The organism is Rhizobium sp. C104 (assembly GCF_022354505.1).
GTDB classification, from domain to species: domain Bacteria; phylum Pseudomonadota; class Alphaproteobacteria; order Rhizobiales; family Rhizobiaceae; genus Rhizobium; species Rhizobium redzepovicii.
The window spans coordinates 85,759-111,867 of record NZ_CP092352.1 but is presented as its reverse complement, the minus strand read 5'-3'; the positions used below and the strand labels follow the sequence as shown (position 1 = coordinate 111,867).

The window sequence follows — 26,109 nt, the reverse complement described above, 5'->3', positions numbered from 1 at the left end:
CTTAGCGAAGTCTGGCCAGCGCATCGGCGGTGCGCTCGATGGCAATGGCGAGATTTTCGCGCGATGTTGCGAACGAAAGGCGGATATAGGGCTCGACGCCGAAAGCGGCACCGGGGACGGTGGCGACCTTCCCCTCTTTCAGGAGATAGGAGGCCAGTTCCGTATCGTTGGAAATCCGGGTGCCGTCAGGCGCCGTCCTGCCGATATAGCCGGCGCATTTGGGGAAGAGGTAGAAGGCACCTTCGGGCGCCCGCACTTCGAGGCCCGGTATCGCGGCGAAACCCTTGGCGACAAGTTGGCCGCGCGCCTTATATTCAGCGACCGCCGTCGTGACGAAGTCTTGAGGGCCGTCGAGGGCGGCGGCGGCCGCGACCTGGGTGATGGAGGACGGGCAGGTCGTGCTCTGCGACTGGAGCTTGTTCAAGGTCTTGGTCAATTGCTTCGGACCAGCCGCATAGCCGAGGCGCCATCCCGTCATCGCATAGGCTTTCGAGACGCCGTTGATGATCAGCGTGCGCTCTTTCAGCTCCGGGCAGGCGACGGCGAAGGAGGTAAACGGCACGTCGGCGCAGACGATATGCTCGTAGATCTCGTCCGACATGATGGCGACATGGGGATGGCGCGCCAGCACCGCGCCGAGCGCCCTCAACTCGTCCGCCGTGTAGATCGCGCCCGTCGGGTTCGATGGCGAGTTGAACAGGAACCAGCGCGTCCTTGGCGTAATCGCCGCTTCGAGGCGTTCCGGCGTGATCTTGAAGGCATCCTCGACGCCGCAGGCAACGACCTTCGGCACGCCGCCATGCAGGATGACGATGTCGGTGTAGGAGACCCAGTAAGGCGCCGGCACGACCACTTCGTCGCCGGGCTCCAAGGTGGCGAGGAAAGCGTTGAAGAGGATCTGCTTGGCGCCGTTGCCGATGGAGATTTCGTCCATGGCATAGTCGAGGCCGTTTTCGCGCTTGAACTTGGCGACGATTGCCTGGCGCAGTTCTGGCAGGCCGTCCGGCGCCGTATAGCGCGTGATGCCGTGCTTCATCGCCCCGATCGCAGCTTCGACGATGTGAGCGGGCGTATCGAAATCGGGCTCGCCGAGCGACAGGTCGATGACATGCTCTCCCTTGGCCCGCATTGCCTTGGCGGCCATGGAGACCGCCATGGAGGGCGAGGACTTGATCGTCGCGACACGCGTGCTTTCGAATGCAACCATATTCATGCCTTCTCTCCCTGGCTCCGGCTCCGGCCGTAAGCGCCAGCCTGTTCTTCGGTGATGTATCCATGCATGAGATCGTGTTCGACCGCCTCGCTCGGGCGGGCGGCCGGATCGCCGTAACCGCCGCCGCCCGGAAGCGACAGAACGAGGCGGCGGCCTTCCGGCACGAATTGCAGCCCCTTGCCCTTGAGAACCGTGCCGTCATCGAGCGCAACGGCGCCGGCCGCGCCGTCCAATCCGCCATCACGGCCGCGCGCGGGATGGCCGAGCCTGTCGAACATGGCGGAGAAGCGGAAGCTGAAGCCTTCGGCCGCCTCGATTTCGATCATCTGGCCGAGACCGCCGCGTTGCGCGCCGGCGCCACCCGACCCCTCCCGCAACTCCTTGCGCCAGACGATGACCGGGCCGACATTCTCCGTCGCCTCGATCGGCATCGTGTGCACGCCGCTCGGAAAGGCGGTGGCGTTCAAGCCGTCGAGGGAGGCGCGCGCACCAGTGCCGCCGGAATTGAACATCAGGATTTCCGCGCCCTTGCCGCCGATCTGGTCGGAAAGCGGGCGCACGCTCATATGCAGATTCCAGAGCGCGCTCGCACCTTCGGCCGGCACCTGGCCCGGGAGCGCCTGGTGCAGCGCGCCCAAAACGAGATCCGGCACGAAATGGCCGAGGACGTGGCGCACCGCGACCGGCGCCGGCCGCTTGGCGTTGAGGATGCAGCCTTCAGGCGCCACCACGTCGAAGGGGGCGAGAGAGGCCGCATTGTTCGGAATCTCCGGCGCCACCACGCATTTGATGCCGTAGCAGGCATAGGCCTTGGCATAGATGAGCGGCACGTTGATGCCGAACTTGCTCATGCCGGAGGTGCCGTCGAAATCGACGACGATGCCCTCGGGACCGATGCTGAGCCTGGCTGCCAGATGCACCGGCTCGTCATAGCCGTCGAGATCGAGGCTGTAGCTCCAGGCGCCATGCGGAAGGTTCCTCAGCCGCTCCAGCGTCGCCTCGCGGCTGTGCTTGAGGATGAAGCCGCCGATCGTCGACAGATCGGGGAGATTGAATTCCGTCAGCATATCGGCGAGCCGGCGATGACCCGTCTCGTTGCAGGCGGCGAGCGCATAGAAATCGCCGACAACCTTGTCGCTTTCGCGCACATTGTTGCGGACGATATGGATCAGCGTCCGGTTCAATTCGCCACGCTCGAAGAACTTCATGATCGGGATGAAGATGCCTTCTTCATAGACCTCGCGCGCATCCGGGCCGAAGCCTCGGCCGCCGACGTCGACGACATGGGCGGTCGAGGCGAAATACCCCACCAGCTTGCCGTGATGGAAGGAGGGGGTGACGACGGTGATGTCGTGCAGGTGACCCGTCCCCTTCCACGGATCGTTGGTGATGTAGACGTCGCCTTCGAAGATATTCTCCGGCCCGATATCGGCAATGAAATGCGCGACGGATTCCGCCATCGCATTGACGTGGCCGGGCGTACCGGTCACCGCCTGCGCCAGCATGCGGCCGTCGAGGTCGAAAACGCCGGCCGACAGATCGCCCGCCTCGCGGACGGAGGTGGAGAAGGCCGTGCGGATCAGCGTCTGCGCCTGCTCCTCGACGACGGAAATCAGCCGGTTCCACATGACCTGCATATGTATATCGATCATGGATTTGTTCATGTGACGATCCTCAGATCAGGGTTACGAGCAGGCAGCCGTCGTGCTGGACGATGGCCTTGAAGGAGGCGGTAAGGACCGCCGATGTCTCGCGCTCGACGATGACGGCGGGACCCTTGACGACGTCACCCGGCCTCAGCGTGGTCCGCTCGTGAATGCCGGCTTCGAGATAGGCGCCCTGCGAGGCCTCGAACAGGCGGCGGGTCTTGACCGGCGGCACGACACCGCCTTCGGCGACGGAAGGGATGCGCTCGACCGGCGGCAGCGGCGAACTCGCCTTGACCGACCAACTGACGATCTCGATATCCAAACCTTCGATGGCACGACCGAAGAAGCGCTCATATTCACGCTCGAACGCGGCTGCGATCGCTTCAGCGCTCGTTGAATCGAAGTTGTCGTCAGCAAGCGGCACCGGAATGTCCCAGCCCTGCCCGGCATAGCGCATGAAGAGCGTGCGTTCGATGACCGGAGCCCCGGCGTCGAGACCGCCTTCGACGAAGCCGAGCGCTTCAGCCTTCATGGTTTCCAGCAGCCGGTTGGCCTCGGCATATTCGAAATGCGACAGGTTGAAGACGGCGCTGCGGACCGATTCATAGCCGAACGGCGCCTTGAGGAAGCCGATCGCTGAACCGACGCCGGCGCCGGGTGGCACGAGGAAGGTCGAGATCCCCATCTTTTCGCAGAGCCGCGCGGCATGCAGCGGGCCTGCGCCGCCGAAGGTGATCATGGTGAAATCGGAAATGTTCTTTCCGTTCTCGACGGTATGGACGCGGCCGGCATTTGCCATGTTCTCATCCACCATCTCGCAGGTGCCGTAGGCGGAAGCTTCCGGGTCGAGGCCGATGACTGCGCCGATAGCGTCGCTCATCGCCTTACGGCTCGCCTCGATGGAAAGCGGGATGGCGCCGCCGGCGAAATTATCAGGATCGAGCTTACCGAGGATCAGGTCCGCGTCGGTTACCGTCGGATTCTTGCCGCCGCGCTGATAACAGGCCGGCCCCGGCTCGGAGGCAGCCGAATGCGGCCCGACGCGGATCTGGCGCATGCCGTCGACCGAAGCGATCGAACCGCCGCCGGCGCCGATTTCGACCATTTCGACGACAGGGATGGAAATCGGCATGCCGGATCCCTTGCGGAAGCGATAGGTGCGCGCGACCTCGAAAGTCTTAGCTGTCTTCGGCACCTGGTTTTCGATCAGGCAGATCTTCGCGGTCGTGCCGCCCATGTCGAAGGACAGAACTGTATCGAGGCCATATTGGCGGGCGATGTCGGCCGCAAAAATCGCGCCGCCCGCAGGACCTGATTCGACGAGGCGCACCGGAAATTCGGAGGCGCTCTCGACCGAAACGATCCCACCGCCGGAGTGGATCATAAAGACCGGGCAGCCGACGCCGATCTCCTTCAGCGACACGACGAGACGGTCGAGATAGGATTTGATCGCCGGCTTAACATAGGCATTGGCGCAGACCGTGTTGAAGCGCTCGAACTCGCGCATCTGCGGCGAAACTTCCGACGAGATCGAAACGGAAATACCAGGAAGCCGCTTCAGGATCGCATCGCGGACGGCAATTTCATGCGCGCCATTGGCATAGGCATGAATGAAGCCGATCGCGACACTTTCGTAACCGCCCGCCGCAATCTTCTCGACGGCTGCGGCGACCGAGGCCTCGTCCAGATCGAGCAGGACCTTGCCGGTAGCATCGATGCGCTCGCGTATGACGAAGCGGTCGGCGCGGGCGATCAGCGCCGGCGGCAGGGAAATATTGAGATCATATTGTTCGAAACGGTTCTCGGTGCGCATCTCCAGCACATCGCGAAACCCTTCGGTCGTCACGAAAGCGGTCCTGGCGCCGCGCCGCTCGATGAGAGCGTTGGTGGCAAGCGTTGTGCCGTGGATAAGGATGCCGATCTCCGAAAGAGCGATGCCCGCCATCTCGGCGACGGATTTGACGCCCTTCAGGATCGCCCGCTCCGGCGCCGTATAATCGGTCAATATCTTCGTCGAGTGAAGCGTCCCATCGAGGTCGAGAGCGATATCCGTAAAGGTGCCGCCGATATCGACGCCCACCCGGCAGTTTCGTGGCGTGCTGCTCACCGTCTTGTTCCCCAGTTCTCACGTTTGAGTCCGCGCTCATGCGGCCCCGCATCCAGCCATTCTTCACTGTTGCCAGCGCCGCTGCAACATTTCCGCTTGACGATCCTCGTATATGTCACTTATCATATAAGTGTCAATTGGAAAAACAGTCAAAAATCTCGAAACGCGCTTTCCAAGCGTTTTTGGAGAACGCCGAATAACTGAATAAAAATAATGGCTTCGCGTGACGACGAAGGGTGAATGCGGGCCGAACCCGCATCCCGAAAGACAAGAACATCAGAGTTGCTTCAACCAGAGGGAAAGCACAATGAAATCCATCTCAACGCTTCTTACGGCGACCACGCTCGCCTCCGCCCTGCTCTTTTCCAGCGCTTTCGCAGCCGACACGATCAAGATCGGCGTCGCCGGCCCCTTTACCGGCGCCAATGCGACCTTCGGTGAGCAGGTGTTCAGCGGCGTCTCGGCCTATGTCGGCGACGTCAACGCCAATGGCGGCATCAAAGGCAAGAAGATCGAACTGGTGAAGGGCGACGACGCTTGCGAACCGAAGCAGGCAGTGGCGGTCGCCAACCGTTTCGTCGACCAGGACAAGGTCCAGGCCGTGATCGGGCATTTCTGCTCGTCCAACACCATCCCCGCGTCCGAAGTCTACAATGACGCCGGCATCCTCGAAATGACGCCGTCCTCGACCAACCCGACCGTGACCGATCGCGGCTTCGACAATCTGTTCCGCGGCTGCGGCCGTGACGACCAGCAGGCCGTGGTGGCCGGCAGCTTCATTCTGGATACGCTGAAGCGGGACAAGATCGCCCTCATCCATGACAAGGACACCTATGGCCAGGGCCTGGTGGACGCCGTCAAGAAGACGATCGAAGCGCGCGGCGTAAAGCCGGTCATGTATGAGGGTCTCACCCGCGGCGAACGCGACTTCAATGCGCTCGTCACCAAGATCAAGAGCTCCGGCGCCAACGCCGTCTATTTCGGCGGGCTCATTCCCGAAGGCGGCCCGCTGATCCGCCAGTTGAAGGAACAGGGTGTCGACGTGGCCGTCGTCAGCGGCGACGCCTTCGCCCAGGCAGAACTCGTCGCAGCCGCCGGCGGCGCTCAGAATCTGAAGAACGTCTACTATTCGGCGACACCGGATCCGCTGGCGGATCCGTCCACGCAGGGCGTCCAGGATGCGCTGAAGAAAGCCAATATTACGCCCGCCAACTACGTGCTCTACGGCTATGCCAATGCGCAGGCGGTCGTCGCCGCGCTGAAGGCCGGCGACGAGCTGAAGGCCCAAGCCGACTATCTTCGCAACAACACCGTCGATTCCGCCATCGGCAAGATCACCTGGGATGCGAAGGGCGACATCAAGGACTTCAAGTTCGTCTTCTACAATTTCGACGACAAGGGAAGCCCTGTCTTGGTGAAGTAAGGCAATTTTGCCGGATCGGCCGGACCCCAAGGTTCGGCCGGCTTATCCATCCCCGAAAACATAAGAGGGGTTCACCATGGACTTTTACATCCTGGTTCAACAATTATTCAACGGCATCACGCTCGGGACGATCTACGGCCTGATCGCGGTCGGATACACCATGGTCTACGGCGTCATCCGGATGATCAATTTCGCCCATGGCGACGTCTACATGGTATCGGCCTATATCGCCGCCATCACCCTTGCCGTGCTTGCTTATTTCGGCGTCCAGTCGGTTCCCTTCGCCTTGATATCCGTGCTGGTGATAAGCTGCGCAATCACCGCCGTTTATGGCTGGGTGATCGAGCGCGTGGCCTATCGACCGCTTCGCGGCTCGACCAAGCTTGCTCCGCTCATCTCGGCGATCGGCATCTCGCTCATGCTGCAGAGCTATGTCCAGATCGCCCAGGGCGCGCGCGACCAGGGCGTACCGACGCTGATCCAGGGAGCGTTCCGGATCGGCAACGAAACTCACTTCGCGCAGATCACCTATATGCAGACGGTCATCCTGTTCGCCTCGCTGATCGCCATGGGTTTGCTCACCTATGTGATCAACTACACGAGGATCGGCCGCGAGTGCCGCGCCACCCAGCAGAATATCCGCATCTCGGCGATCCTGGGGGTCAATACCGACCGGATCATCTCGACGGTGTTCGTCATGGGCGCAGCGACCGCCGCCGTTGGTGGAACGCTGGTCACGTTCAATTACGGGTCTTTCAACTTCTTCATCGGCTTCGTCATGGGCATCAAGGCCTTCACGGCCGCGGTTCTCGGCGGAATCGGCTCGCTGCCGGGTGCTGTGCTCGGCGGCATCGTCCTCGGCCTGACGGAGGCGCTGTTCGCCGGCTATGTCAGCACCGACTACAAGGACGTCTTCGCCTTCGCATTGCTCATCACCCTTCTGTTTTTCCGACCGTATGGCCTGCTTGGCCGTCCTGAAATCCAGAAGGTCTGAGGAGGAGCAGAAATCATGGAACCCAATCGCCTTTACACGCTCCTCAAACAAGCGCTCCTCACCTTCACGGTCTCCATCATCTTGTTCGGCCCGATCTCGGGACTGGTGCTCGACGGATTTTCGTTCACCAACGAACTGACACGGGCGCTGCTGCTCGCCGCCATTGTCACGGTGGGCCGATCGGCGCTCTCACTATTTCAGATGAGCAGCCTCGGTCGAAAGCTCAGCCTGCGCATGGCAGGCAACAGCGCCGGCGTGACCGTCATGAACGGCCAGGAACGGTCGCCGATGCTCGTCCTTGCCCTGTTGTTTGTCGCAGGGCTGAGCCTGCCGTTTTTTGCCGACAAATATTTCCTAGGCATTGCAATCCTCGCGCTGATCTACTGCCTGCTCGGCCTGGGGCTAAACATCGTCGTCGGGCTTGCCGGCCTGCTGGACCTCGGCTACGTCGCCTTCTACGCCGTCGGAGCCTATCTACTGGCGCTCGGATCGCAATATCTTGGCCTGGGATTCTGGAGCGCGCTGATCCTTGCCCCGTTCCTCGCCGGCCTTTGCGGCATGGTTCTCGCCTTTCCCGTCCTCAAGATGCATGGCGATTACCTTGCTATCGTCACGCTCGGCTTCGGTGAAATCATCCGCCTGGTGCTGAACAACTGGCTTGAGTTCACCGGCGGCCCCAACGGCGCTCCGGTTCCGCCGCCGACCTTCTTCGGCCTCGAATTCACCCGCACGGCCAAACAGGGCGGCGTGCCCATTCATGAATATCTGGGCATCCCCTACAGTGCGGATTACAAGTTCTGGTTCCTCTATTTCGTGCTGTTTCTCGTCGTCTGCTTCGTTATCTACGCGGTGGAGCGGCTGCGCGTCATACCGCTCGGCCGCATGTGGGAAGCACTGCGCGAAGACGAGATCGCCTGCCGTTCGCTCGGCGTCAATCACGTCTTCACCAAGCTCACCGCCTTCATGCTCGGCGCTTCCACCGGCGGGCTGGCCGGCGTCTTCTTCGCCGCACAACAGGGTTTCGTGAACCCGACATCCTTCACGTTTTTCGAATCCGCGCTGATCCTGGCAATCGTCGTGCTCGGCGGCCTGGGATCGACGGCAGGCGTCATCGCGGCGGCTCTGGTCCTCACCATTCTTCCCGAGCTCCTGCGCGAGTTCGCCGAATACCGGGTGCTGGTCTTCGGCATTCTGATGGTCGTCATGATGATCTGGAAGCCGCGCGGGCTGGTGCGCATCAAACGCCCGGCTTTCTTTCCGAGCACGATGGAAGAAGGCGTCGGCAGCGCACTGTCCTTCCCCAGCAAGGCGGAGGCGGGGCGATGAGTAAAACCATCCTCGACGTACAGAACGTCACGATGCGTTTCGGCGGCATCGTCGCCAACAGGAACGTCAGCTTCACCGTCGAACGCGGCGCGGTGACCGCGCTGATCGGCCCGAACGGCGCCGGCAAGACGACGATGTTCAACTGCATCACCGGCTTCTATCGCGCCAGCGACGGCCGCATCATCCTGAACGGGCGCGATGGTCCGACCGATATCGGCGAGCTGGTGACGAAACCGATCACCGGCGGCTCGCACCTCGTCACCCGCGCCGGGATCGCCCGGACGTTCCAGAACATCCGCCTGTTCAAGGAAATGTCGGTCATCGAAAACCTTCTGGTCGCCCAGCATCTCGCAACCCGCAACAATATTCTGAGCGGGGTTTTCCGCACGCCGATGTTCCGCAAGGCCGAGAGAGAGGCAGTCGACCGCGCCTATCATTGGCTGCGGCAGATGAATCTCGCCGAAGACGCCAACCGCCTTGCCGGCGAGCTGCCCTATGGCCGACAGCGCCGCGTCGAGATCGCCCGCGCCATGTGCACGAGCCCGAGCCTCATATGCCTCGACGAACCGGCCGCCGGCCTGAACCCCTCGGAAACCCGGGATCTTGCGGAGGTCATCCATCGGCTCTGCGCCGACCACGACCAGACGGTGCTCGTCATCGAGCACGACATGGGCCTCGTCATGCGCATTTCAAACCACATCGTCGTGCTCGATCATGGCGAGGTCATCTCCGACGGCACGCCTGAACACGTCGCCAACGATCCGGCCGTCGTCGCGGCCTATCTCGGCATCAGCGAAGAGGAGGTCCATGCATGAGCCAGCCATCCGACACGCCGGTGCCGCTTCTAGAATTCGCCGACGTTCATGCCCATTACGGTCCGATCGAAGCGCTGAAGGCCATCAACGTTCATATCTCCGCCGGTGAAATCGTCAGCCTGATCGGCGCGAACGGAGCCGGCAAGACTACGCTGCTGTCCTCCATTTTCGGCGCGCCGCGCGCCTCGTCGGGCAGGATATTGCATCGCGGCGAAGACATCTCCCGCATGCCAACCAACAGGATTTCCCGACGCGGCATAGCGCTCGTTCCCGAGGGGCGTCAGATCTATCAGGAAATGTCGGTCGAAGAGAACATGATGATGGGCACGACGCCGATCGGCATGGCCTGGTTCGAAGAGGACCGGAACATCATGTTCGAGCTCTTCCCGCGCCTCAAGGAGCGCCGGAACCAGACCGCCGGCACGATGTCGGGTGGCGAACAGCAGATGCTCGCCATCGCCCGCGCGATGATGGCGCGGCCGGAGCTGATCCTGTTCGACGAACCGTCGCTGGGTCTGGCGCCGCTGATCGTCAAGCGGGTTTTCGAAGTCCTGGGAGAGATCGCGGCGATGGGCAAGACCATCTTTCTCGTCGAGCAGAACGCCAACCATGCGCTGAAGCTCTCTCAGCGCGCCTATGTCATGGTCAACGGCCGCATCCATCTCTCCGGCGACAGCGCCTCGCTTCTCGACAACCAAGACGTCCGCAAAGCCTATCTCGGACTGCACTGAACGGAAGACCTTCATGCTGCACAAGAACCTGATTGCCGGGGAATGGGTTGCAGGCGATATCTCGCTGAACATCAACCCGTCCAACACCAATGACATTGTCGGCGAATTCTCCCGCGCCAGCGCTGATGACGTCAGGACGGCCATCGCGGCCGCAAAGTCGGCTTTGCCGGTCTGGTCGCAATCGCCGATCCTGGCACGCCATGCCATCCTGAAGAAGACCGGCGACGAGATATTGGCGCGCAAGGAGGAGCTTGGAAGCCTGCTTGCCCGCGAGGAGGGCAAGACCCTGACCGAGGCAATCGGCGAAGTCACCCGCGCCGGCCAGATTTTCGATTTCTTCGCCGGCGAGGTTCTCCGCCTGTCGGGAGAAACGCTGCCATCGGTCCGCCCCGGCGTCGGCATCGATATCACGCGCGAACCGGTGGGCGTCGTCGGGGTCATCACCCCGTGGAATTTCCCGATCGCGATTCCTGCCTGGAAGATCGCGCCCGCACTTGCTTATGGCAATACGGTCGTGCTGAAACCTGCCGATCTCGTGCCCGGCTGCGCTTGGTCCCTCGTCGAAATCCTCCATCGGGCGGGCACACCCGCCGGCGTCGTCAACCTCGTCATGGGACGCGGCAGCGTGGTCGGCCAGGCCATGCTCGACAGTCCCGATATCAATGCGCTCACCTTCACCGGATCAGCGGCGACCGGAAAACGCGTCGCGCTTGCCTCGATAGAGCATAACCGCAAGTTCCAGCTGGAGATGGGCGGCAAGAACCCATTCGTGGTGCTCGACGATGCCGATCTCGACGTCGCCGTCGAGGCAGCTGCCAATTCGTCCTTCTTCTCCACCGGCCAGCGCTGCACGGCATCCTCGCGGCTGATCGTGACCGAAGGTATTCACGACCGCTTCGTGGCGGCGCTTTCGAAACGCCTCGAGGGTCTTGTGGTCGACGATGCGCTGAAGAGCGGCACGCATATCGGTCCGGTCGTCGATCAAAGCCAGCTGAAACAAGACATCGACTATATCGACATCGGCCGAAACGAAGGCGCAAGGCTCGCCTTCGGCGGCAACGGGCTGGAGCGGGCAGCACCCGGCTTCTATCTCGAACCGGCGCTCTTCACCGAAGCGACCAACCAGATGCGGATCGCGCGGGAGGAAATCTTCGGCCCGGTTGCCGCCGTCATCCGGGTGAAGGATTATGACGAAGCACTCGCTGTCGCAAACGACACAAGCTTCGGCCTGTCTTCCGGCATCGCCACCACAAGCCTGAAACATGCGACGCATTTCAAGCGCAATGCCGAAGCCGGCATGGTTATGGTCAACCTGCCGACGGCCGGCGTCGACTTCCACGTGCCGTTCGGCGGCCGCAAGGGCTCGTCCTTCGGCCCCCGCGAACAGGGCCGGTACGCCGCGGAATTCTACACCTCGGTCAAGACAGCCTATACATTTGCGTAAGGAAGGACACCATGAAGATTCTCGTGCCCGTCAAGCGCGTCGTCGACTACAACGTGAAGATCCGAGTGAAGCCGGATGGTTCCGGTGTCGAGCTTGCCAATGTGAAGATGTCGATGAACCCGTTCGACGAGATCTCGGTGGAAGAGGCGCTGCGGCTGAAAGAAGCCGGCAAGGCCGAGGAAGTGGTGGTCGTGTCGATCGGCCCTGCCAAGGCCGAGGAGACGCTGCGCACGGCGCTCGCCATGGGTGCCGACCGGGCGATCCTGGTCGAGACCGATGATGCGGTCGAACCACTGGCGGTCGCCAAGATCCTCAAGGGTGTCGCCGATGCCGAACAGCCGGGTCTGATCATCGTCGGCAAGCAGGCGATCGATGATGACAGCAACCAGACCGGCCAGATGCTGGCGGCACTGCTCGGTTCGGCGCAGGCGACCTTCGCCTCGAAGATCGAGATCGGCGACGGCAAGGCTGAGGTCACCCGCGAGGTCGATGGCGGCCTGCAGACGATCGAGATCAAGCTGCCGGCGGTGGTCACATCGGATCTGCGTCTCAACGAACCGCGTTATGCCTCGCTGCCGAACATCATGAAGGCGAAGAAGAAGCCGCTCGACAAGAAGTCGCCTGATGATTTCGGCGTCTCCACCACGCCGCGGCTGAAGGTGCTGAAGACCGAGGAACCCAGTGGCCGCAAGGCCGGCGTCAAGGTCAAGTCGGTCGCCGAACTGATCGACAGACTGAAGAACGAAGCCGGCGTGCTTTAAGGCAGGAAAGAGAGAACACCATCATGACCATTCTTCTTCTGGCCGACCACGACAATGTCAGCCTTTCCGACCAGACCGCCAAGGCGCTGACGGCAGCAAGCCAGATCGGCTCCGATATCCACATCCTCGTCGCCGGCAAGGGCGCCAAGACTGCGGCCGATGCCGCTGCCAAGCTCGCCGGCGTCTCCAAGGTGCTGCTGGCCGAAAGCGACGCGCTTGCCAACAATCTGGCCGAACCGCTTGCCGACCTGATCGTCTCGCTCGCCGGCTCTTATGACACCATCGTCTCTGCCGCCACCTCGGTCGGCAAGACCGTGCTGCCGCGCGTCGCTGCCCTGCTCGATGTCGCCCAGGTCTCGGAGATCATCGAGGTTGTCAGCCCCGACACCTTCAAGCGGCCGATCTATGCCGGCAATGCCATCCAGACGGTGCAGGCCAGCGATGCCAGGAAGGTGATCACCGTGCGCACCGCCTCGTTTGCCTCGGCTGCCGAAGGCGGCTCTGCAACGGTGGAGGCGATCGCGGCGGTCTCCGATCCGGGTCTGTCGCGTTTCGTGAAGGATGCGCTGTCGGCCTCCGACCGTCCGGAGCTGACCTCGGCGAAGATCATCCTCTCCGGCGGCCGGGCACTTGGCTCTGCGGAAAAATTCAAGGAAGTCATCCTGCCGCTTGCCGACAAGCTCGGGGCTGCCGTCGGTGCATCCCGCGCGGCCGTCGATGCCGGTTATGCGCCGAACGACTGGCAGGTCGGCCAGACCGGCAAGGTCGTCGCCCCGCAGCTCTATATCGCCGCCGGCATCTCCGGGGCGATCCAGCATCTGGCCGGCATGAAGGACAGCAAGGTGATCGTCGCCATCAACAAGGACGAGGAGGCGCCGATCTTCCAGGTCGCCGACTACGGCCTCGTCGCCGATCTGTTCGAAGCCCTGCCGGAACTGGAAAAGGCGCTCTGAATAGAGCGGCGGCATTAGAGCCGCTCCTCATGATGGATGGGGTCAGCCCGAATTTCGCTCGGATGATTTTCCCCGAAGCACGGTCATCTGTTCGTGCTGCACCTCGTTCGCATCATTCAGTACCGCGCGCCAAAGCCTGTTGCCGAGCCGAAGCGACACCCGTTTGGTACCCTCGTGTTCAGCCGTGCCGATTTCCACGGTGCTGACGAGTGAGCCATGTCGCATGTGACGGCGGAGATCGGCCAGGGACAGCCCGAACCGTTCCGCGAGTTCGGATGAGTCCAGGATAAAATCCCCATTCGGATCGCGCTCGATCAACACCGGCTCATTCCTCCCTCTGCTTGACAATCCACGACCAAAGTTCAGGCCACCGCCGAGATCGGAGCACTGTCGTTCGGCAGCAGCCGCGCCACTGCGCTGAGGAGATCGGTCTGCGATATCAGGCCGAGAATCCGGTAATCGTCATCGACAATGATGACGGCATGCGTGCGCCCGTCCGTCAGAATGGGAAGCAGCGACAGGGCCGGGTCCGAAGGCCTTGCCACCGCCGGTTTTGAAATTGCGCCGGCGATCGTATCGATGCTGGTCGACAATTCCCGCAAGCCGACGCTGCCGATCAGGCGGCCCTCCGGGTCCTTTACCGGCAGCGTGCGGATATTGTGCTTCAAAAGCAGGTGCCGTGCGGCATCCGGTTCCGCAGCTTCGCCGACGGCGATCACGTCGCGCGACATGATATCGGCGCAGCTGATCTTGCCGTTTGAGCGGATTGCCGCCTGCAGCTCGACCTGCTGCAGCAGCCGGCCGAGATCGGCGCGATCGATATCGAAGGTTTCGTCGAGCGCTGCAAGGGCCGCATCGACATCCTCCTCACGAAAACCCACCCGCACGGCGGACGGCAGGTCGATCGTGCGATGGGTGTTCTCAGCGGGTTTTGGAACGACATGCGGATAGTTCCGCCGGGAAAGCTTGTGGAACAGCAGGCCGAGACCGACAAGAAGGCAGGAATTCAGGGCGACCGGCACGAAGGGAAAGAGGAAACCCCAGCCGGCGACGACGGGGCCGCCGAGAACGGCGGTCAGCGCCGCAGCACCTCCCGGCGGATGAAGGCAGCGTGTGAAAGACATGGCGCCGATAGCAAGCGACACGCCGACGCCGGTCGCGATGATCGGATCGCGGATGAAATAGGCGGCAATGATTCCCATCAGGGCGGAAATGGTATTGCCGCCGATGATCGACCACGGCTGCGCAAGCGGGCTCGCGGGCACCGCGAAAGAAGCACCGCCGATGCCCCCATCGGCGCGACGATCAGGGGAAGGTGCGGCCCCTGCCCGAAGAGATAGCCGCTGATGACGCCGGTAAGGCCGATGGCCAGCAAAGCGCCGAGACATGCGATCAGCCGCTCGCGTAAGGTCGCGCCGGCCAGAATCGGTGAAAACAGACGGAAGCGACGGAAGCGGCTCGGTCCCACCTTCGGGGAAACGGGGTGCGGCATGACAAGACCAATGTTGAGCGAGGATTATCTGGCGGACTGAGGGAAGGCATGAAGGCTAGTTTGTGGCAAGCCTGATATCCCTGCCTTTTGTCGCGCTGAGGACTTCGTGGAAGGCGTTAAAGGCGCTGGGGCGATCGTTCTTGCGGTAGACCAGCAGCGTCTCGACAGGTCCCAGTTGATGAGTCTGGACGGATGTTGGCCAGGGCATGAGGTCGAGAACGGATCTCGGTATGACGCCGGCGGTATTGCCGGTCGCGACGCTCGCCAGTATCGCATGGTAGGAGCCATGCTCGCTCGTCGGCATGGCGGTCGATTTGCGCGCCCAGTTTTCGGCGATCCGGCGATAGGTGCAGCCAGGCTCCAAAGCGGCAATCGACCCGACACGCAGGTCGGCAGCGGATTTGACGGCGGGATGCCCTGATGGCAGCACGATCAACAGGTCCTCGACAAAGACCGGTTCCATCGCCAGCGCCTTAAGCTCGGCCTCGAAACTCATCTCTTCCCCGCGCATCGCCTTCGGCGGGCGGGCAATCAGCGCACAATCCAGTGCATCGGCCACGACGGCGCGGGCGAGATCGCGGGATGCGCCCATCGTCAGATGAAGCGACACATCAGGCCACATCCGGTTGAATTGCGTCAGCACCGCGGGCAGCCGGCTCGCCGCCGTGCTTTCCATGGTGCCGACGCGCAATGTTCCCGACGGGGCGAGAGGCCGCACGGCCTGGCGCGCTTCGAGTGCAAGCGCCATCAGCCGGTTGGCGTAGGCCAGGAACGTCTCCCCCTCCCGCGTCAACGTCATCTTCTTGCCGTCACGGCTGAACAGGGAAACACCGAGATCGTCCTCCAGCTGCCGGATGCGCGTCGTCACATTCGACGGCACCCGACCGACGGCCTTGGCAGCCTTGGTAACACTGCGATCGCCGGCGACAGCGCGGAATATTTCGAGCGACGAAAGGTCCAATGAAAGATCTCGTTTCCAGAATTATGGAGAAAGATAATTCTCCATACAAAAATCATCGCCGCCACTCAAGTCGTATTGCGATATAATTTGCCGGCGCAAGCGAAGAGGGAACAGTTGCCGAAAAAAACAACGCGGCGCCGAGGAAATAGCCACGGGCGGCCGATATTGCCGCCACTTGGCGGGAATTGCGGTGTTTGCAGCTGGCACGGGGTTTGCATCGGCAATTCCATCTGCAGATCGATCGGCGACGACCCCATGGCGCATCTTGTCTTGACCTGTCTTCTTCTCAGCATCGCTTCCGGCCTGAGCATGCGACGCTTTCTCCTGCCCTATCTCCCGGGAGGCGATCTCGCCGAGAAGTCCGCGCCCGTGACGATCGTCGCAAGCGCCGTTTTTCTGGGGGCGCTGGCCATTACCGTCTCCGATCAGAATCTCTGGGCGACATCCGCCATCCTGTCGCTCGGCCTGCTGCTGGCAGCCATGTTCGACGATGCCCGACCCAAACTGACGATCGCCCTCTCCGCCATCAGCCTGGCGGTCTATCTCGGCTTTCGTTCGATCAACTGAGCCATTCGGTTTTTCCAGGCGACGATCGAATACTCGCCTATTTGGCGATATCGAAGCCTCTGTCGAGATGCTGCATCCAAAGACGAAAATCATTCGTGAGCAGCGCCACATCATACCGCCACTCCGCCCGCAAAAGCTCCCAGCGGCCTGCGTCTCCACTATCAAGCAAGGCATGACCCCTCTGCCTGAGATTTTCAAACGCCTTATCGGCGGGATAAAGCACGGGGCGGTGCAATACGGGATGCAATCGGCTTTCCATGAAGCTCACTCCTCAACGATCGGCGCTCTTTACATATATCGTATTACGATATACATTGACAGCCGTGAACGCGCCGCGATACAGCCAAGGAATTCTCACCCAGCGCGGGAAAACAATCTCTATTGAAGAATGATATTTCATTGTTATTCTTCACTGAGGAATAAATCCGCTGGTGGGATCAGGGGCCCATCTAACGAGAAGAAACGTTCCGTGAGCGGCGACAGCAGCAACTTTCACGGCCTGCTTTTCGATCTCATGAACGCCTCCAAGCATGCGGAGTTGAATAATGACCATGGAGAGCAAACAGGCCGGCAAGATCTGGTCTGAATGGTACGCCTGGCATCCGGTCTTGCCGATCGACGACACCGTGTTCTGGCTCGAGACCGTCTACCGGCGGCAATCCCCGGACGGTCTTTGGCAATACCGCTCGTTCCGCCCCGAATCCGAACGCCGGCAGGCTCAGGCCTCCACGCCCGTCTATCCCGGCGCTTGAATCCGACCGACCGCCGATGAATCCGCTCAATCGATTTCCGTCGATCCAGATCGCTCGAGAGAATGCACTGGCGATGCCGGCGTAAACCCAACAATCGACCAAATCCCGGCCGCTTTCGGCAAATAAAGTCGGAGCCTTCCTCTACAGTCATTCCCGCACGGCGCAACCCGCAGAGCAAGAATGTGCTGATCAGCCGGTGAGAGGACCTGCCATGAAGACCTATAAGATCGCCCTTCTCCCAGGAGACGGTATCGGCCGCGACGTCACTGAGGCAGCCAAGGCCGTACTCGAAAAGGCGGCTGCGCGGAACGGATTCTCGCTTGTGACGACAAGCTATCCCTGGTCCTGCGACTACTATCTGGAGAACGGCAGCATGATGCCTGGCAATGGCATCGAAACGCTGCGCTCGTTCGATGCCATTCTGCTCGGCGCCGTCGGGTGGCCTCGCAAAGTGCCCGATTCCGTGTCGCTGCACGGGCTTCTGCTACCGATCCGCAAGGCTTTCGTGCAATATGCCAATATCCGCCCGCACCGGCTGCTGCCGGGTGTGCAGGGACCGTTGCGGTCGGAGAATTTCGACATCCTCTGCATTCGTGAAAATACCGAAGGCGAATATTCCGGCGCCGGCGGCCGCGTCCATCAGGGGACCGACAGCGAGGTGGCCGTGGAGACCTCGATCTTCACCCGCAAGGGCGTCGAGCGTATCCTGCGTTTCGGCTTCGAACAAGCGCGGGCGCGGGGCGGCAAGCTTGCCTCGGTCACAAAGTCCAACGCGCAGAGATATTCGATGGTTTTCTGGGACGAGACCACCGAAAGGCTTTCCGCTGAATATCCCGATGTCGAGGTGACCAGCTATCATATCGACGCCATGGCCGCCCGCATGGTCATGGCGCCTGAGAGCCTCGATGTGGTCGTCGCTTCCAACCTGTTCGGCGACATCCTGACAGACCTTGGCGCCGCCATCCAGGGCGGGCTCGGCTTTGCAGCCTCCGCCAACATCAATCCCGATCGCTCGGCGCCGTCGATGTTCGAGCCCGTCCACGGTTCCGCGCCGGATATCGCCCATCTCGGCATCGCCAATCCGATCGCCGCCATCTGGTCGGGCGCGATGATGCTGGAGCACCTTGGAGAAACGGTCGCCGCCGGCAAGGTGATGGCCGCAATCGAGGCAACGACTGCACGCGGCATCGGTGCAAGTCCCGGCAGGGACAAGACGGACGCAATCACGGCATCGGTGCTTTCGGCGCTCGATTAGGACAAGATGCGGACGAAGTGAGCGGATTGGGTCGCCCGACCTGAATCCGGTTTGGGCCGTTCAATGGTCGTCGTGATCGTGATGCGAAGGAAGGTCGAGGCCGAACGTGTCGACCAAATCTGCCACCTGTCCCGGGCTGAGATAACGGGGATTGAGGTTGCGCAGCAGCAGATAGAGCTTTGCCGTTTCCTCTAGTTCCTCGGTCGCAAAGACCGCCGCTTCCAGGCTATCGCCGGCAACGACGGGTCCGTGATTGGCCAGAAGCACCGACGAATACTTGCCTGCCAGCCCGCGGATGGCGTCGGCCACCGCCGGATCGCCGGGACGATAATAGGGCACCAGAGCGGTTTCGCCGGCGCGCATGAGATAATAGGGGGTCATCGGCGGCAAGGCGGCGCGCGGATCGATCTCCGGCAGCATGGTCAGCGCCACCGCGTGCGTGGAGTGAAGGTGGACGATGGCGCGGGCGCTGCCGCGTGTGTCGTAGAGGGCGGTATGCAGCGGAATTTCCTTGGTCGGCTTGTCGCCGGAGAGCAGCCAGCCTTCGGCATCGAGCCTGGAGATCCGTGCCGGATCGAGAAAACCGAGCGAGGCGTTGGTCGGCGTCACCAGCCAGCCGCCATCATCGAGCCGCAACGATATGTTGCCCGACGAACCGGGCGTCAGCCCGCGCTCAAACAGCGAGCGGCCGTATCGGCAAATTTCTTCACGCTGGCGCGCGTCGGACATGACATTTCCTCCAAGATTACGCGGTTGCGCCTTCGATCAGCTCAAAACCGAGATCGACGGCCTGGGGCGGCGCGTTGGCGACGACCAGCTGCGCGGCGATCTGTCCGGTCGACACACGCGGCGTTCGGATGGTCGACAAGGGCTGCGGCATCGCCCGGCCGATATCGAGGCCGTTATAGCCGAAAATGGCAAGCTTCGAAGGGATAGCGATCCCCTCGGCCAGACAGTGAAAATAGCCGCCGAGCGCCATATCGTCATTGGAGAAATAAACCGCATCGAGATCCCTCGTCCGGGCAAGCAGCCGCTCCAGCCCTAGCCTGCCGTTTTCCACCGACGAAGCGCCGGCGAGAATTTCGCGCGCGACGAGAGGCACGCCGCCGGCCTCCAGCGTTTCGCAAAAGCTTGAAAACCGCTTGCCGGCGCGGGTGTCACGATTGAGATCGTGACCGACATAGCCGATCCGGCGATAGCCCCGCTTCAGCAGAAAGCCAGCGCTCTCCCGCCCGGCCGCGCGGTTCGAGAAGCCGACCGCGATATCGAGTGCATCTCCGTCGAGATCGAGCAGTTCCACGACCCGGCATCCGCTGGCGCGCAGCATCTTCACTGTCCCGTCGGTATGTTCGTATCCCGCCAGCATGACCGCCGCCGGCCGCCAGGCGAGCATCGCAGCGGCAAGCGCCTCCTCCTTACCCGGATCATAGTCGGTGACGGAGAATACCGCCTGGTACCGGTTCTCCTCCAGGACGGCGCTGGCGCCGCGCAACACATCGGGGAAGACGATGTTGGACAGCGAGGGGATGACAAAGGCGACCAGGCGCGAGCCGGTGGAGGCCAGCGTCCCGGCGATCCGGTTCGGCACATAGCCCAGCCGCTCAACCGCAGCCATCACTCGCTCCCGCGTCTTGCCGGAAAACGAGCCGTGATTGCGCAGCACGCGCGACACCGTGCTCTCGCCAACACCGGCTGCTTCCGCAACCTCGGCAAGCGTCACCGTCACCTGCGGTTTGAATTCCATCGTATGTCCGAACCCAAGCTCTATTGGAATGGTCTGCCGATATGTCCGTCGGCAACCGCCGCGCTACCACCATTTTTCACCGCTCCCATCAAGAAGCAAGGATTTTTTGGCAGCGCTACCAATTTGCTGTTGGCAGCGCTGCCAAAATGGATTAGTAAGAATGGCAGCGCTGCCAAAAATGGCTTGGCGTGCTGCGGGAGGACCGACAGGAGACCGCGGCAACAATAGGAGGAGAAAATCATGACTCTGCAGACACAGGCGCCGCCCGTTGGCGCACTTCCCGCACGGACGGCGGAAGACCGCGCCTATGCCAAGGTGTTCTGGCGCATCGTGCCGTTTTTAATGTTGTGCTACGTGGTTGCCTATCTCGACCGCGTCAATGTCGGCTTCGCCAAACTGCAGATGTCGAGCGAACTCGGCCTCTCGGAAGCTGCCTATGGCATCGGCGCCGGCATTTTCTTCATCGGCTATTTTCTGTTCGAGGTGCCGAGCAACGTCATCATGAACAGGGTTGGCGCCCGGATGTGGATTGCCCGCATCATGGTCACCTGGGGCATCATTTCCGCCGCCTTCATGTTCACCTCATCGGAAACGGTCTTCTATGTGCTGCGCTTCCTACTGGGCGTTGCCGAAGCCGGATTTTTTCCCGGCATCATTCTCTATCTCACAGCGTGGTATCCGGCCGATCGCCGCGCCAGGATCATCACGACCTTCATGTCCGCGATCCCGATATCCGCCATTTTCGGCAATCCGCTTTCGGGTCTCCTGATGGACAGTTTCCATGGCACGCACGGCCTTTCCGGCTGGCAATGGATGTTCCTGATCGAAGCCGTTCCGGCCATTCTTTTCGGCGTCGCGACCTTCTTCTATCTTGATGATACGATCCATGACGCGAAATGGCTGAACGATGAGGAAAAGCGCGTGCTGACGGCCAACATCGAAGCGGAGAACCGGGTCAAGACAACCAGCCCGCACAGCATTGCCGCAACGCTGACCGACCGCCGCGTCTGGCTGATGTGCCTGATCTATTTCTGCTTCGTGCTCGGGCAATACGGCCTGAATTTCTGGATGCCTTCAATCGTGAAAGCCTCAGGCGTCAGCGGAAACCTCAATATCGGCCTGATTTCCGCGATTCCCTATATCTGCACATTCGTCGTCATGCTGGCCCTCGGGCGCTCGGCCGACAGGCTGCGCGAACGCCGGTGGCACCTAGTCGTCCCGGCCGTCGTCGCCGCCGGTGGTTTTGTCGCGGCGACGATAGCGACCAGCACGACGATCTCGATTGTCTGCCTTTCGCTCGCCGCCGCAGGCGCCATCAGTTGCGCCCCGCTCTTCTGGTCGCTCCCGACAGCTTTTCTTGCCGGCACGGGTGCAGCGGCCGGCATCGCCTGGATCAACTCGGTCGGCAACCTTGCCGGCTTCCTAGGGCCATTTCTGGTAGGCTATCTGAAGGACTTCACCGGCACCAACAGCGCCGGCATGTATCTGCTGGCGGCTGCGTTGATCATCGGCTCGCTCGCCGTGTTGACGGTTCCCGCCAAAACCGTCAATCGCTGAACGCGCGCATCCCCGAAAATCGGAATCGATTTTCGCAAAGGATTATGCGCAAATTCAAAATGTTAGAGCGTCCTTAGCGTGTCTTATGGACGCACGGCGCTCTAAGGCCCCTCCGGGACTGCACCCGGAGGGCACAGAGTTTTTCTCACGAGACCGGAGAACCTCCTGATGTCACCACTTGCTGAAAATCCAGGCCCTGTCGTCGTCGCGGCCGTCATCGGTCTCGGTTCCATGGGGCTGGGGATGGCCCGGTCGATGAAGCGCGCCGGGCTCGATGTCGTCGGATATGACATCACGCCGGCGGCGGTGGATCGCTTCATCGCCGACGGCGGACGTGGGGCGGCGACCCCAGTCGGCGCCGCGAAGGACGCCGACATCGTCGTCTCCGTCGTCGTCAACGGCGCCCAGACCGAAGCCGTGTTGTTCGGGCCGAAAGGCGTCGCGAACACGATGAAGCCCGGGGCCGTCTTCATCTCCTCGGCCACCATGGATCCCGCCGTTGCCCGCGATCTGGCACGAAGGGTACAAGCTCTCGGCCTGCATTATCTCGACGCGCCGATTTCAGGTGGCGCAGCCAAGGCTGCGCTGGGCGAGCTGACGATCATGGCGTCCGGCTCCAGACAGGCTTTCGACGCCGCCCGTCCGGGTCTCGACGCCATGGCCGGCAAGGTCTACGAGCTCGGCGACGCCGCCGGGGCAGGCGCGGCCTTCAAGATGATCAACCAGCTTCTCGCCGGCGTGCACATCGCCGCCGCCTGCGAGGCCATAACATTTGCTGCCAAGCAGGGCCTCGACCTCGACAAAGTCTATGAGGTGATCACCGCCTCAGCCGGCAATTCGTGGATGTTCGAAAACCGCGTGCCGCATGTGCTGGCCGGAGACTATACGCCGCTCAGCAGCATCGAGATTTTCGTCAAGGATCTCGGTATCGTCCAGGACATGGCCCGATCCGAGCGTTATCCGGTGCCGCTCGCGGCGGCGGCGCTGCAAATGTATCTGGCCGCCGCCGGCGCCGGCATGGGCCGTGATGACGATTCCTCGCTCGCACGGCTCTATGCCCAGCTTTCCGGGGCGGAATTGCCCGGTTCCAACAAAGGGGAACGCTAGCCATGCCGGTTTTCGCCGCCAACCTGACGATGATGTTCAACGAATGGGCATTCCTCGACCGCTTCGACGCCGCAGCCGATGCCGGCTTTGCCGCCGTCGAATACCTCTTTCCCTACGAAGCTGCGCCGGAGGCAATCGCCGAACGGCTTGCCCGCAACAATCTGCAGCAGGCCTTGTTCAACCTGCCGCCGGGCGACTGGGCGGCAGGCGAGCGCGGCATCGCAGCCCTTCCCGGACGGTTCGATGCGCTGAAGGCCGATGTCGAACGGGCACTCGACTATGCGGCGGCGACCGGCGTCAAGCGGTTGCACCTGATGGCGGGCATCGCCGACCCTCATGATGAAGCCGCCGCCGCCTCTTATCGGCGCTCCGTTACTTATGCTGCCGGGCGGCTTGCGGACAAAGACATCGATCTCGTGCTCGAGCCGATCAACGGCCGAAACATGCCAGGCTATTTCCTCAAGGACTTCGGCGCCGCCGAAACGCTGATTGCCGAATCCGGCCTGCCCAACCTGAAACTCCAGTTCGACATCTATCATCGCCAGATCATCCATGGCGACGTCACAATAGCGTTGCGGCGCCTGCTGCCGATTACCGGCCATATCCAGATCGCCAGCGTGCCCTCCCGCAACGAGCCGGACGGGGAAGAACTGAACTACCCCTACCTTTTCGGCGAAATCGACCGCCTGGGTTACGACGGGTTCATCGGCTGCGAATACATCCCGCGCGGCCATACACTGGACGGCCTCGGCTGGTTCAGATCTTTTGCACGGAGCTAGACAATGGCCATTTTGCTCGGATCAATCGCCGACGACTATACGGGCGCGTCCGACCTCGCCAATACGCTGACGAAGAACGGGCTGCGCACGGTGCAGACGGTCGGCATCCCCGATCCGTCGCTCGCTCTGCCTGACGTCGACGCCGTCGTCGTTTCCCTGAAGATCCGCTCCGTCCCGGCTTCGGACGCGGTGACTGCCGCAACCAGCGCCGAACGATGGCTGCGCCGGCGCGGCGCGAGCCACGTGCTCTACAAGATCTGTTCGACCTTCGATTCCACCGATGCCGGCAATATCGGACCCGTCACCGAGGCATTGAGACACGCTGCGGGCGGCGGCATCGTGCTGGTCACGCCAGCCTTCCCGGAAGCAGGTCGCACCGTCTATCTTGGCCATCTTTTCGTCGGCGGACAGCCGTTGAACGAAAGCCCGCTCAAGGACCACCCCTCAACCCGATGCACGACGCCGATCTCGTGCGGGTTCTCACCCGGCAATCGCATGGTGCTGTCGGGCTGATCGATCTCACCGCCATCGCGGCCGGACCTTGCGCCGTCAAAGCGAGGCTCGAGGCCCTGCGCGCGGCCGGCGTTACCGCTGCCATCGCCGATGCGATTTTCGAGCGGGATCTTGAAACGCTCGGCGAGATCGCATTGGAAACACCGGTATCCACCGGCGCATCCGGGCTCGGTCTCGGCCTTGCCCGCGCGTTGGTCCGCTCCGGTCGGATATCGTCCGGCGGAGCGGCGCCGGCAGACGTCATTCGCCCGGTCGGCGGGCTTTCCGCGATCGTTGCCGGCAGTTGCTCCAAGGCAACGTTGCGCCAACTCGAGGTCGCCGAACGGTCGATGCCAGTCCTGCGGCTCGATCCGGAACGGCTGCTTGCCGGCCCGGATGAGATCGCCGCGGCGATTTCCTGGGCTGGAGACCGCATCGCCGCCGGCCCCATCGTGGTCGCCGCAAGCGCCGCACCCGAAACCGTGGCCCGGCTGCAATCCCTTTACGGACGGGACGCATCCGGCCATGCGATCGAGACCGCAACCTCGATCATCGCAGCCGAACTGGTGGCAAGAGGCGTCCGGCGCCTCGTGGTTGCAGGCGGAGAAACGTCGGGCGCAGCGGTCGACAGGCTTGCCATTCCAGCATTTCTGATCGGGCCTGAGATTGCGGCCGGCGTGCCGGTGCTGCGCACGGTCGGCAATGCCCAGGGCGACATGCTTCTGGCTTTGAAGTCAGGCAACTTCGGAGGTGAGGATTTCTTTGCGGCAGCGCTGGCGATGATGCACTGACCTATCTCCGGTCTGGCGGAAGTACCGGCGGAAACGGCACCCGCCGGCACCGCCGATTCCCCCGCCAGCACGGCGCTTGAACACGCTGCCTTTGGCCTCGTCATTCCCCGCCTTCGACGATGGCGTCCTTGCCATGCGCTGCCGCGCGCAGCCCGAAACGGCAGACATGATCATCGAGCGCACGGGCGCCCGCCAAGAACAAACCATGAACTACGACGACCGGCGCGTGGGCGATGCAAGCCTCAGAATATCGCGAAACGGTCAGATTCGGTATTTTGTGCCGCCATATGACGCCTTTCAGGAGAATCCGGCGCGGTGCAGGTGACACACTACGATCACTGAAGGGCTCGGATCCCGGCAAATGCGAGGCCTTCCACAGAAGAGCGGGACAACGATCTCGCCCGCGGGAACAGAATATTCTTCTTCGAGACACCATGCTCCCACTGGGAGCCGAACACTGGGGAATTCACGTGAGCAAGAGCCTTCCGGAATTCAAATATATGACATTCGATGTCGTCGGCACGCTCATCGACTTCGAGAGCGGCCTCAAGACCTGCATCGGCCATATCGCCGCCGAGGCGGGAACGACCGTCGACGGCGAGCAGGCGCTGACCCTCTACCGTGCAGCCCGCTATGCCGAGGATGCCAATCTCTTTCCCGACGACCTCGTGCGCGTCTACCTGGCGATCGCGCCGAAGCTCGGCCTGCCCACTGAGCAAAAATATGGCGAACAGCTGCGGGATTCGGCCAAGGGCTGGAAGGGTTTTGCAGACAGCGCCGCAGCGCTGGCCAGTCTTGCGAAGGATTACCGCCTCGTTGCGATGACCAACGCCCGCCGCTGGGCATTCGATTTCTTCGAGAAAGAGCTCGGCAATCCCTTTTATGCCGCCTTCACGGCGGATGATACGGGCACCGAGAAACCCGATCCCGCATTCTTCGAGAAGGTATTCGCCTACGTCGTCTCGCAAGGACATTCGAAGGACGACATCCTGCATGTCGCCCAGAGCCAATACCACGATATCGGCATTTCCAGGAAACTCGGGCTGACCAATTGCTGGATCGAGCGGCGACATGCTGAGAAGGGTTACGGCGGCACGATCGAACCGGCCGAGTTCACCAAACCCGATTACCATTTCACCTCCATGGCCGGCCTTGCCGATGCCGTGGCCGCCGCGCGCGCCTGACTTTGAAAGCAG

The 26,109-nt window shown here is 62.1% G+C and carries 24 protein-coding genes and 2 pseudogenes; 17 read left to right on the top strand and 9 right to left on the bottom strand.

Annotation, left to right across the window (positions count from 1 at the left end):
- Position 1 precedes the first annotated feature (1 nt).
- From MF410_RS28670 to MF410_RS28660, 3 genes are read right to left on the bottom strand one after another with little or no spacing between them, the layout of a single operon-like run.
- Complete coding sequence (locus MF410_RS28670; protein ID WP_097628124.1) at positions 2-1,213, bottom strand: pyridoxal phosphate-dependent aminotransferase; 1,212 nt, start codon at positions 1,211-1,213, stop codon at positions 2-4.
- The gene (locus MF410_RS28665) at positions 1,210-2,877 is read right to left on the bottom strand and encodes a hydantoinase B/oxoprolinase family protein (protein WP_097628125.1); all 1,668 of its coding nucleotides are present in this window, start codon (positions 2,875-2,877) and stop codon (positions 1,210-1,212) included. The genes MF410_RS28670 and MF410_RS28665 overlap by 4 nt, the downstream gene beginning before the upstream one ends.
- 10 nt (positions 2,878-2,887) lie before the next feature.
- A complete protein-coding gene (locus MF410_RS28660; RefSeq protein WP_097628126.1) occupies positions 2,888-4,969 on the bottom strand; it encodes a hydantoinase/oxoprolinase family protein in 2,082 nt (693 codons plus the stop codon).
- Between the two features lie 307 nt (positions 4,970-5,276).
- Here MF410_RS28660 and MF410_RS28655 point away from each other — a divergent pair, with 307 nt between their 5' ends.
- The 8 genes from MF410_RS28655 (at position 5,277) to MF410_RS28620 (ending at position 13,416) form a co-directional block, all read left to right on the top strand.
- Positions 5,277-6,392 (top strand): ABC transporter substrate-binding protein, encoded by a 1,116-nt coding sequence (locus MF410_RS28655; protein WP_097628127.1) that lies wholly within the window; start codon positions 5,277-5,279, stop codon positions 6,390-6,392.
- A gap of 76 nt (positions 6,393-6,468) precedes the next feature.
- A complete protein-coding gene (locus tag MF410_RS28650) occupies positions 6,469-7,386 on the top strand; it encodes a branched-chain amino acid ABC transporter permease LivH (protein ID WP_097628128.1) in 918 nt (305 codons plus the stop codon).
- A gap of 15 nt (positions 7,387-7,401) precedes the next feature.
- Positions 7,402-8,712: a high-affinity branched-chain amino acid ABC transporter permease LivM gene (gene livM / locus MF410_RS28645; protein WP_131710462.1), complete on the top strand. Its 1,311-nt coding sequence runs from the start codon at positions 7,402-7,404 to the stop codon at positions 8,710-8,712.
- Positions 8,709-9,527, top strand: a complete 819-nt coding sequence (locus tag MF410_RS28640; RefSeq protein ID WP_239620981.1) for an ATP-binding cassette domain-containing protein — start codon at positions 8,709-8,711, stop codon at positions 9,525-9,527. The genes livM and MF410_RS28640 overlap by 4 nt, the downstream gene beginning before the upstream one ends.
- A complete protein-coding gene (locus MF410_RS28635; protein ID WP_097628131.1) occupies positions 9,524-10,258 on the top strand; it encodes an ABC transporter ATP-binding protein in 735 nt (244 codons plus the stop codon). The genes MF410_RS28640 and MF410_RS28635 overlap by 4 nt, the downstream gene beginning before the upstream one ends.
- A gap of 13 nt (positions 10,259-10,271) precedes the next feature.
- Positions 10,272-11,702 carry an aldehyde dehydrogenase family protein gene (locus MF410_RS28630; RefSeq protein WP_239620979.1) on the top strand — a complete coding sequence of 477 codons (1,431 nt, stop codon included), beginning with the start codon at positions 10,272-10,274 and terminating at the stop codon, positions 11,700-11,702.
- An 11-nt stretch (positions 11,703-11,713) separates the two neighbouring features.
- Positions 11,714-12,463, top strand: coding sequence for an electron transfer flavoprotein subunit beta/FixA family protein (locus tag MF410_RS28625; RefSeq protein WP_222134769.1), 750 nt, complete (start codon positions 11,714-11,716; stop codon positions 12,461-12,463).
- Positions 12,464-12,486: 23 nt separating this feature from the next.
- Complete coding sequence (locus MF410_RS28620; RefSeq protein WP_222134770.1) at positions 12,487-13,416, top strand: electron transfer flavoprotein subunit alpha/FixB family protein; 930 nt, start codon at positions 12,487-12,489, stop codon at positions 13,414-13,416.
- A 42-nt stretch (positions 13,417-13,458) separates the two neighbouring features.
- On the opposite strand, the gene MF410_RS28615 is transcribed toward MF410_RS28620, so the two are convergent.
- The 3 genes and pseudogenes from MF410_RS28615 to MF410_RS28605 form a co-directional block, all read right to left on the bottom strand.
- Positions 13,459-13,737: a DUF6522 family protein gene (locus MF410_RS28615; protein WP_097629787.1), complete on the bottom strand. Its 279-nt coding sequence runs from the start codon at positions 13,735-13,737 to the stop codon at positions 13,459-13,461.
- 41 nt (positions 13,738-13,778) lie between these two features.
- Positions 13,779-14,908, bottom strand: a pseudogene (locus MF410_RS28610) (HPP family protein).
- 55 nt (positions 14,909-14,963) lie between these two features.
- Positions 14,964-15,869 (bottom strand): LysR substrate-binding domain-containing protein, encoded by a 906-nt coding sequence (locus MF410_RS28605; protein ID WP_097629785.1) that lies wholly within the window; start codon positions 15,867-15,869, stop codon positions 14,964-14,966.
- A gap of 255 nt (positions 15,870-16,124) precedes the next feature.
- On the opposite strand from MF410_RS28605, the gene MF410_RS28600 reads away from it, so the two are divergent.
- Positions 16,125-16,436 carry a hypothetical protein gene (locus MF410_RS28600; protein ID WP_097629783.1) on the top strand — a complete coding sequence of 104 codons (312 nt, stop codon included), beginning with the start codon at positions 16,125-16,127 and terminating at the stop codon, positions 16,434-16,436.
- Positions 16,437-16,473: 37 nt separating this feature from the next.
- On the opposite strand, the gene MF410_RS28595 is transcribed toward MF410_RS28600, so the two are convergent.
- Positions 16,474-16,695, bottom strand: coding sequence for a hypothetical protein (locus MF410_RS28595; protein ID WP_097629782.1), 222 nt, complete (start codon positions 16,693-16,695; stop codon positions 16,474-16,476).
- A gap of 292 nt (positions 16,696-16,987) precedes the next feature.
- Between MF410_RS28595 and MF410_RS28590 the strand changes: the two genes are divergently transcribed.
- Both MF410_RS28590 and MF410_RS28585 read left to right on the top strand, forming a co-directional pair.
- Positions 16,988-17,188, top strand: coding sequence for a hypothetical protein (locus MF410_RS28590; protein WP_097629788.1), 201 nt, complete (start codon positions 16,988-16,990; stop codon positions 17,186-17,188).
- 211 nt (positions 17,189-17,399) lie between these two features.
- Positions 17,400-18,443: a tartrate dehydrogenase gene (locus tag MF410_RS28585; RefSeq protein WP_097629781.1), complete on the top strand. Its 1,044-nt coding sequence runs from the start codon at positions 17,400-17,402 to the stop codon at positions 18,441-18,443.
- A 60-nt stretch (positions 18,444-18,503) separates the two neighbouring features.
- Here the strand turns inward: MF410_RS28585 and MF410_RS28580 are convergent, their stop codons facing one another.
- Positions 18,504-19,172, bottom strand: a complete 669-nt coding sequence (locus tag MF410_RS28580) for an aldolase (protein WP_097629780.1) — start codon at positions 19,170-19,172, stop codon at positions 18,504-18,506.
- Positions 19,173-19,188: 16 nt separating this feature from the next.
- The gene (locus MF410_RS28575; RefSeq protein WP_097629779.1) at positions 19,189-20,187 is read right to left on the bottom strand and encodes a LacI family DNA-binding transcriptional regulator; all 999 of its coding nucleotides are present in this window, start codon (positions 20,185-20,187) and stop codon (positions 19,189-19,191) included.
- A gap of 240 nt (positions 20,188-20,427) precedes the next feature.
- On the opposite strand from MF410_RS28575, the gene MF410_RS28570 reads away from it, so the two are divergent.
- The 6 genes and pseudogenes from MF410_RS28570 to MF410_RS28545 all read left to right on the top strand — a co-directional run bounded on the left by MF410_RS28570 (position 20,428) and on the right by MF410_RS28545 (position 26,097).
- Entirely contained in the window at positions 20,428-21,744 is a 1,317-nt protein-coding gene (locus tag MF410_RS28570; protein WP_097629778.1) for an MFS transporter, read from the top strand.
- A gap of 168 nt (positions 21,745-21,912) precedes the next feature.
- Positions 21,913-22,851 carry an L-threonate dehydrogenase gene (gene ltnD / locus MF410_RS28565; protein ID WP_097629777.1) on the top strand — a complete coding sequence of 313 codons (939 nt, stop codon included), beginning with the start codon at positions 21,913-21,915 and terminating at the stop codon, positions 22,849-22,851.
- A 2-nt stretch (positions 22,852-22,853) separates the two neighbouring features.
- A complete protein-coding gene (gene otnI / locus MF410_RS28560; RefSeq protein ID WP_097629776.1) occupies positions 22,854-23,630 on the top strand; it encodes a 2-oxo-tetronate isomerase in 777 nt (258 codons plus the stop codon).
- Between the two features lie 3 nt (positions 23,631-23,633).
- Positions 23,634-24,913: pseudogene (otnK, locus tag MF410_RS28555) on the top strand (3-oxo-tetronate kinase).
- Positions 24,914-24,989: 76 nt separating this feature from the next.
- Positions 24,990-25,238, top strand: coding sequence for a hypothetical protein (locus MF410_RS28550; protein WP_143541942.1), 249 nt, complete (start codon positions 24,990-24,992; stop codon positions 25,236-25,238).
- Between the two features lie 145 nt (positions 25,239-25,383).
- Complete coding sequence (locus MF410_RS28545; RefSeq protein ID WP_097629773.1) at positions 25,384-26,097, top strand: HAD-IA family hydrolase; 714 nt, start codon at positions 25,384-25,386, stop codon at positions 26,095-26,097.
- The last annotated feature ends 12 nt before the right edge of the window (positions 26,098-26,109 follow it).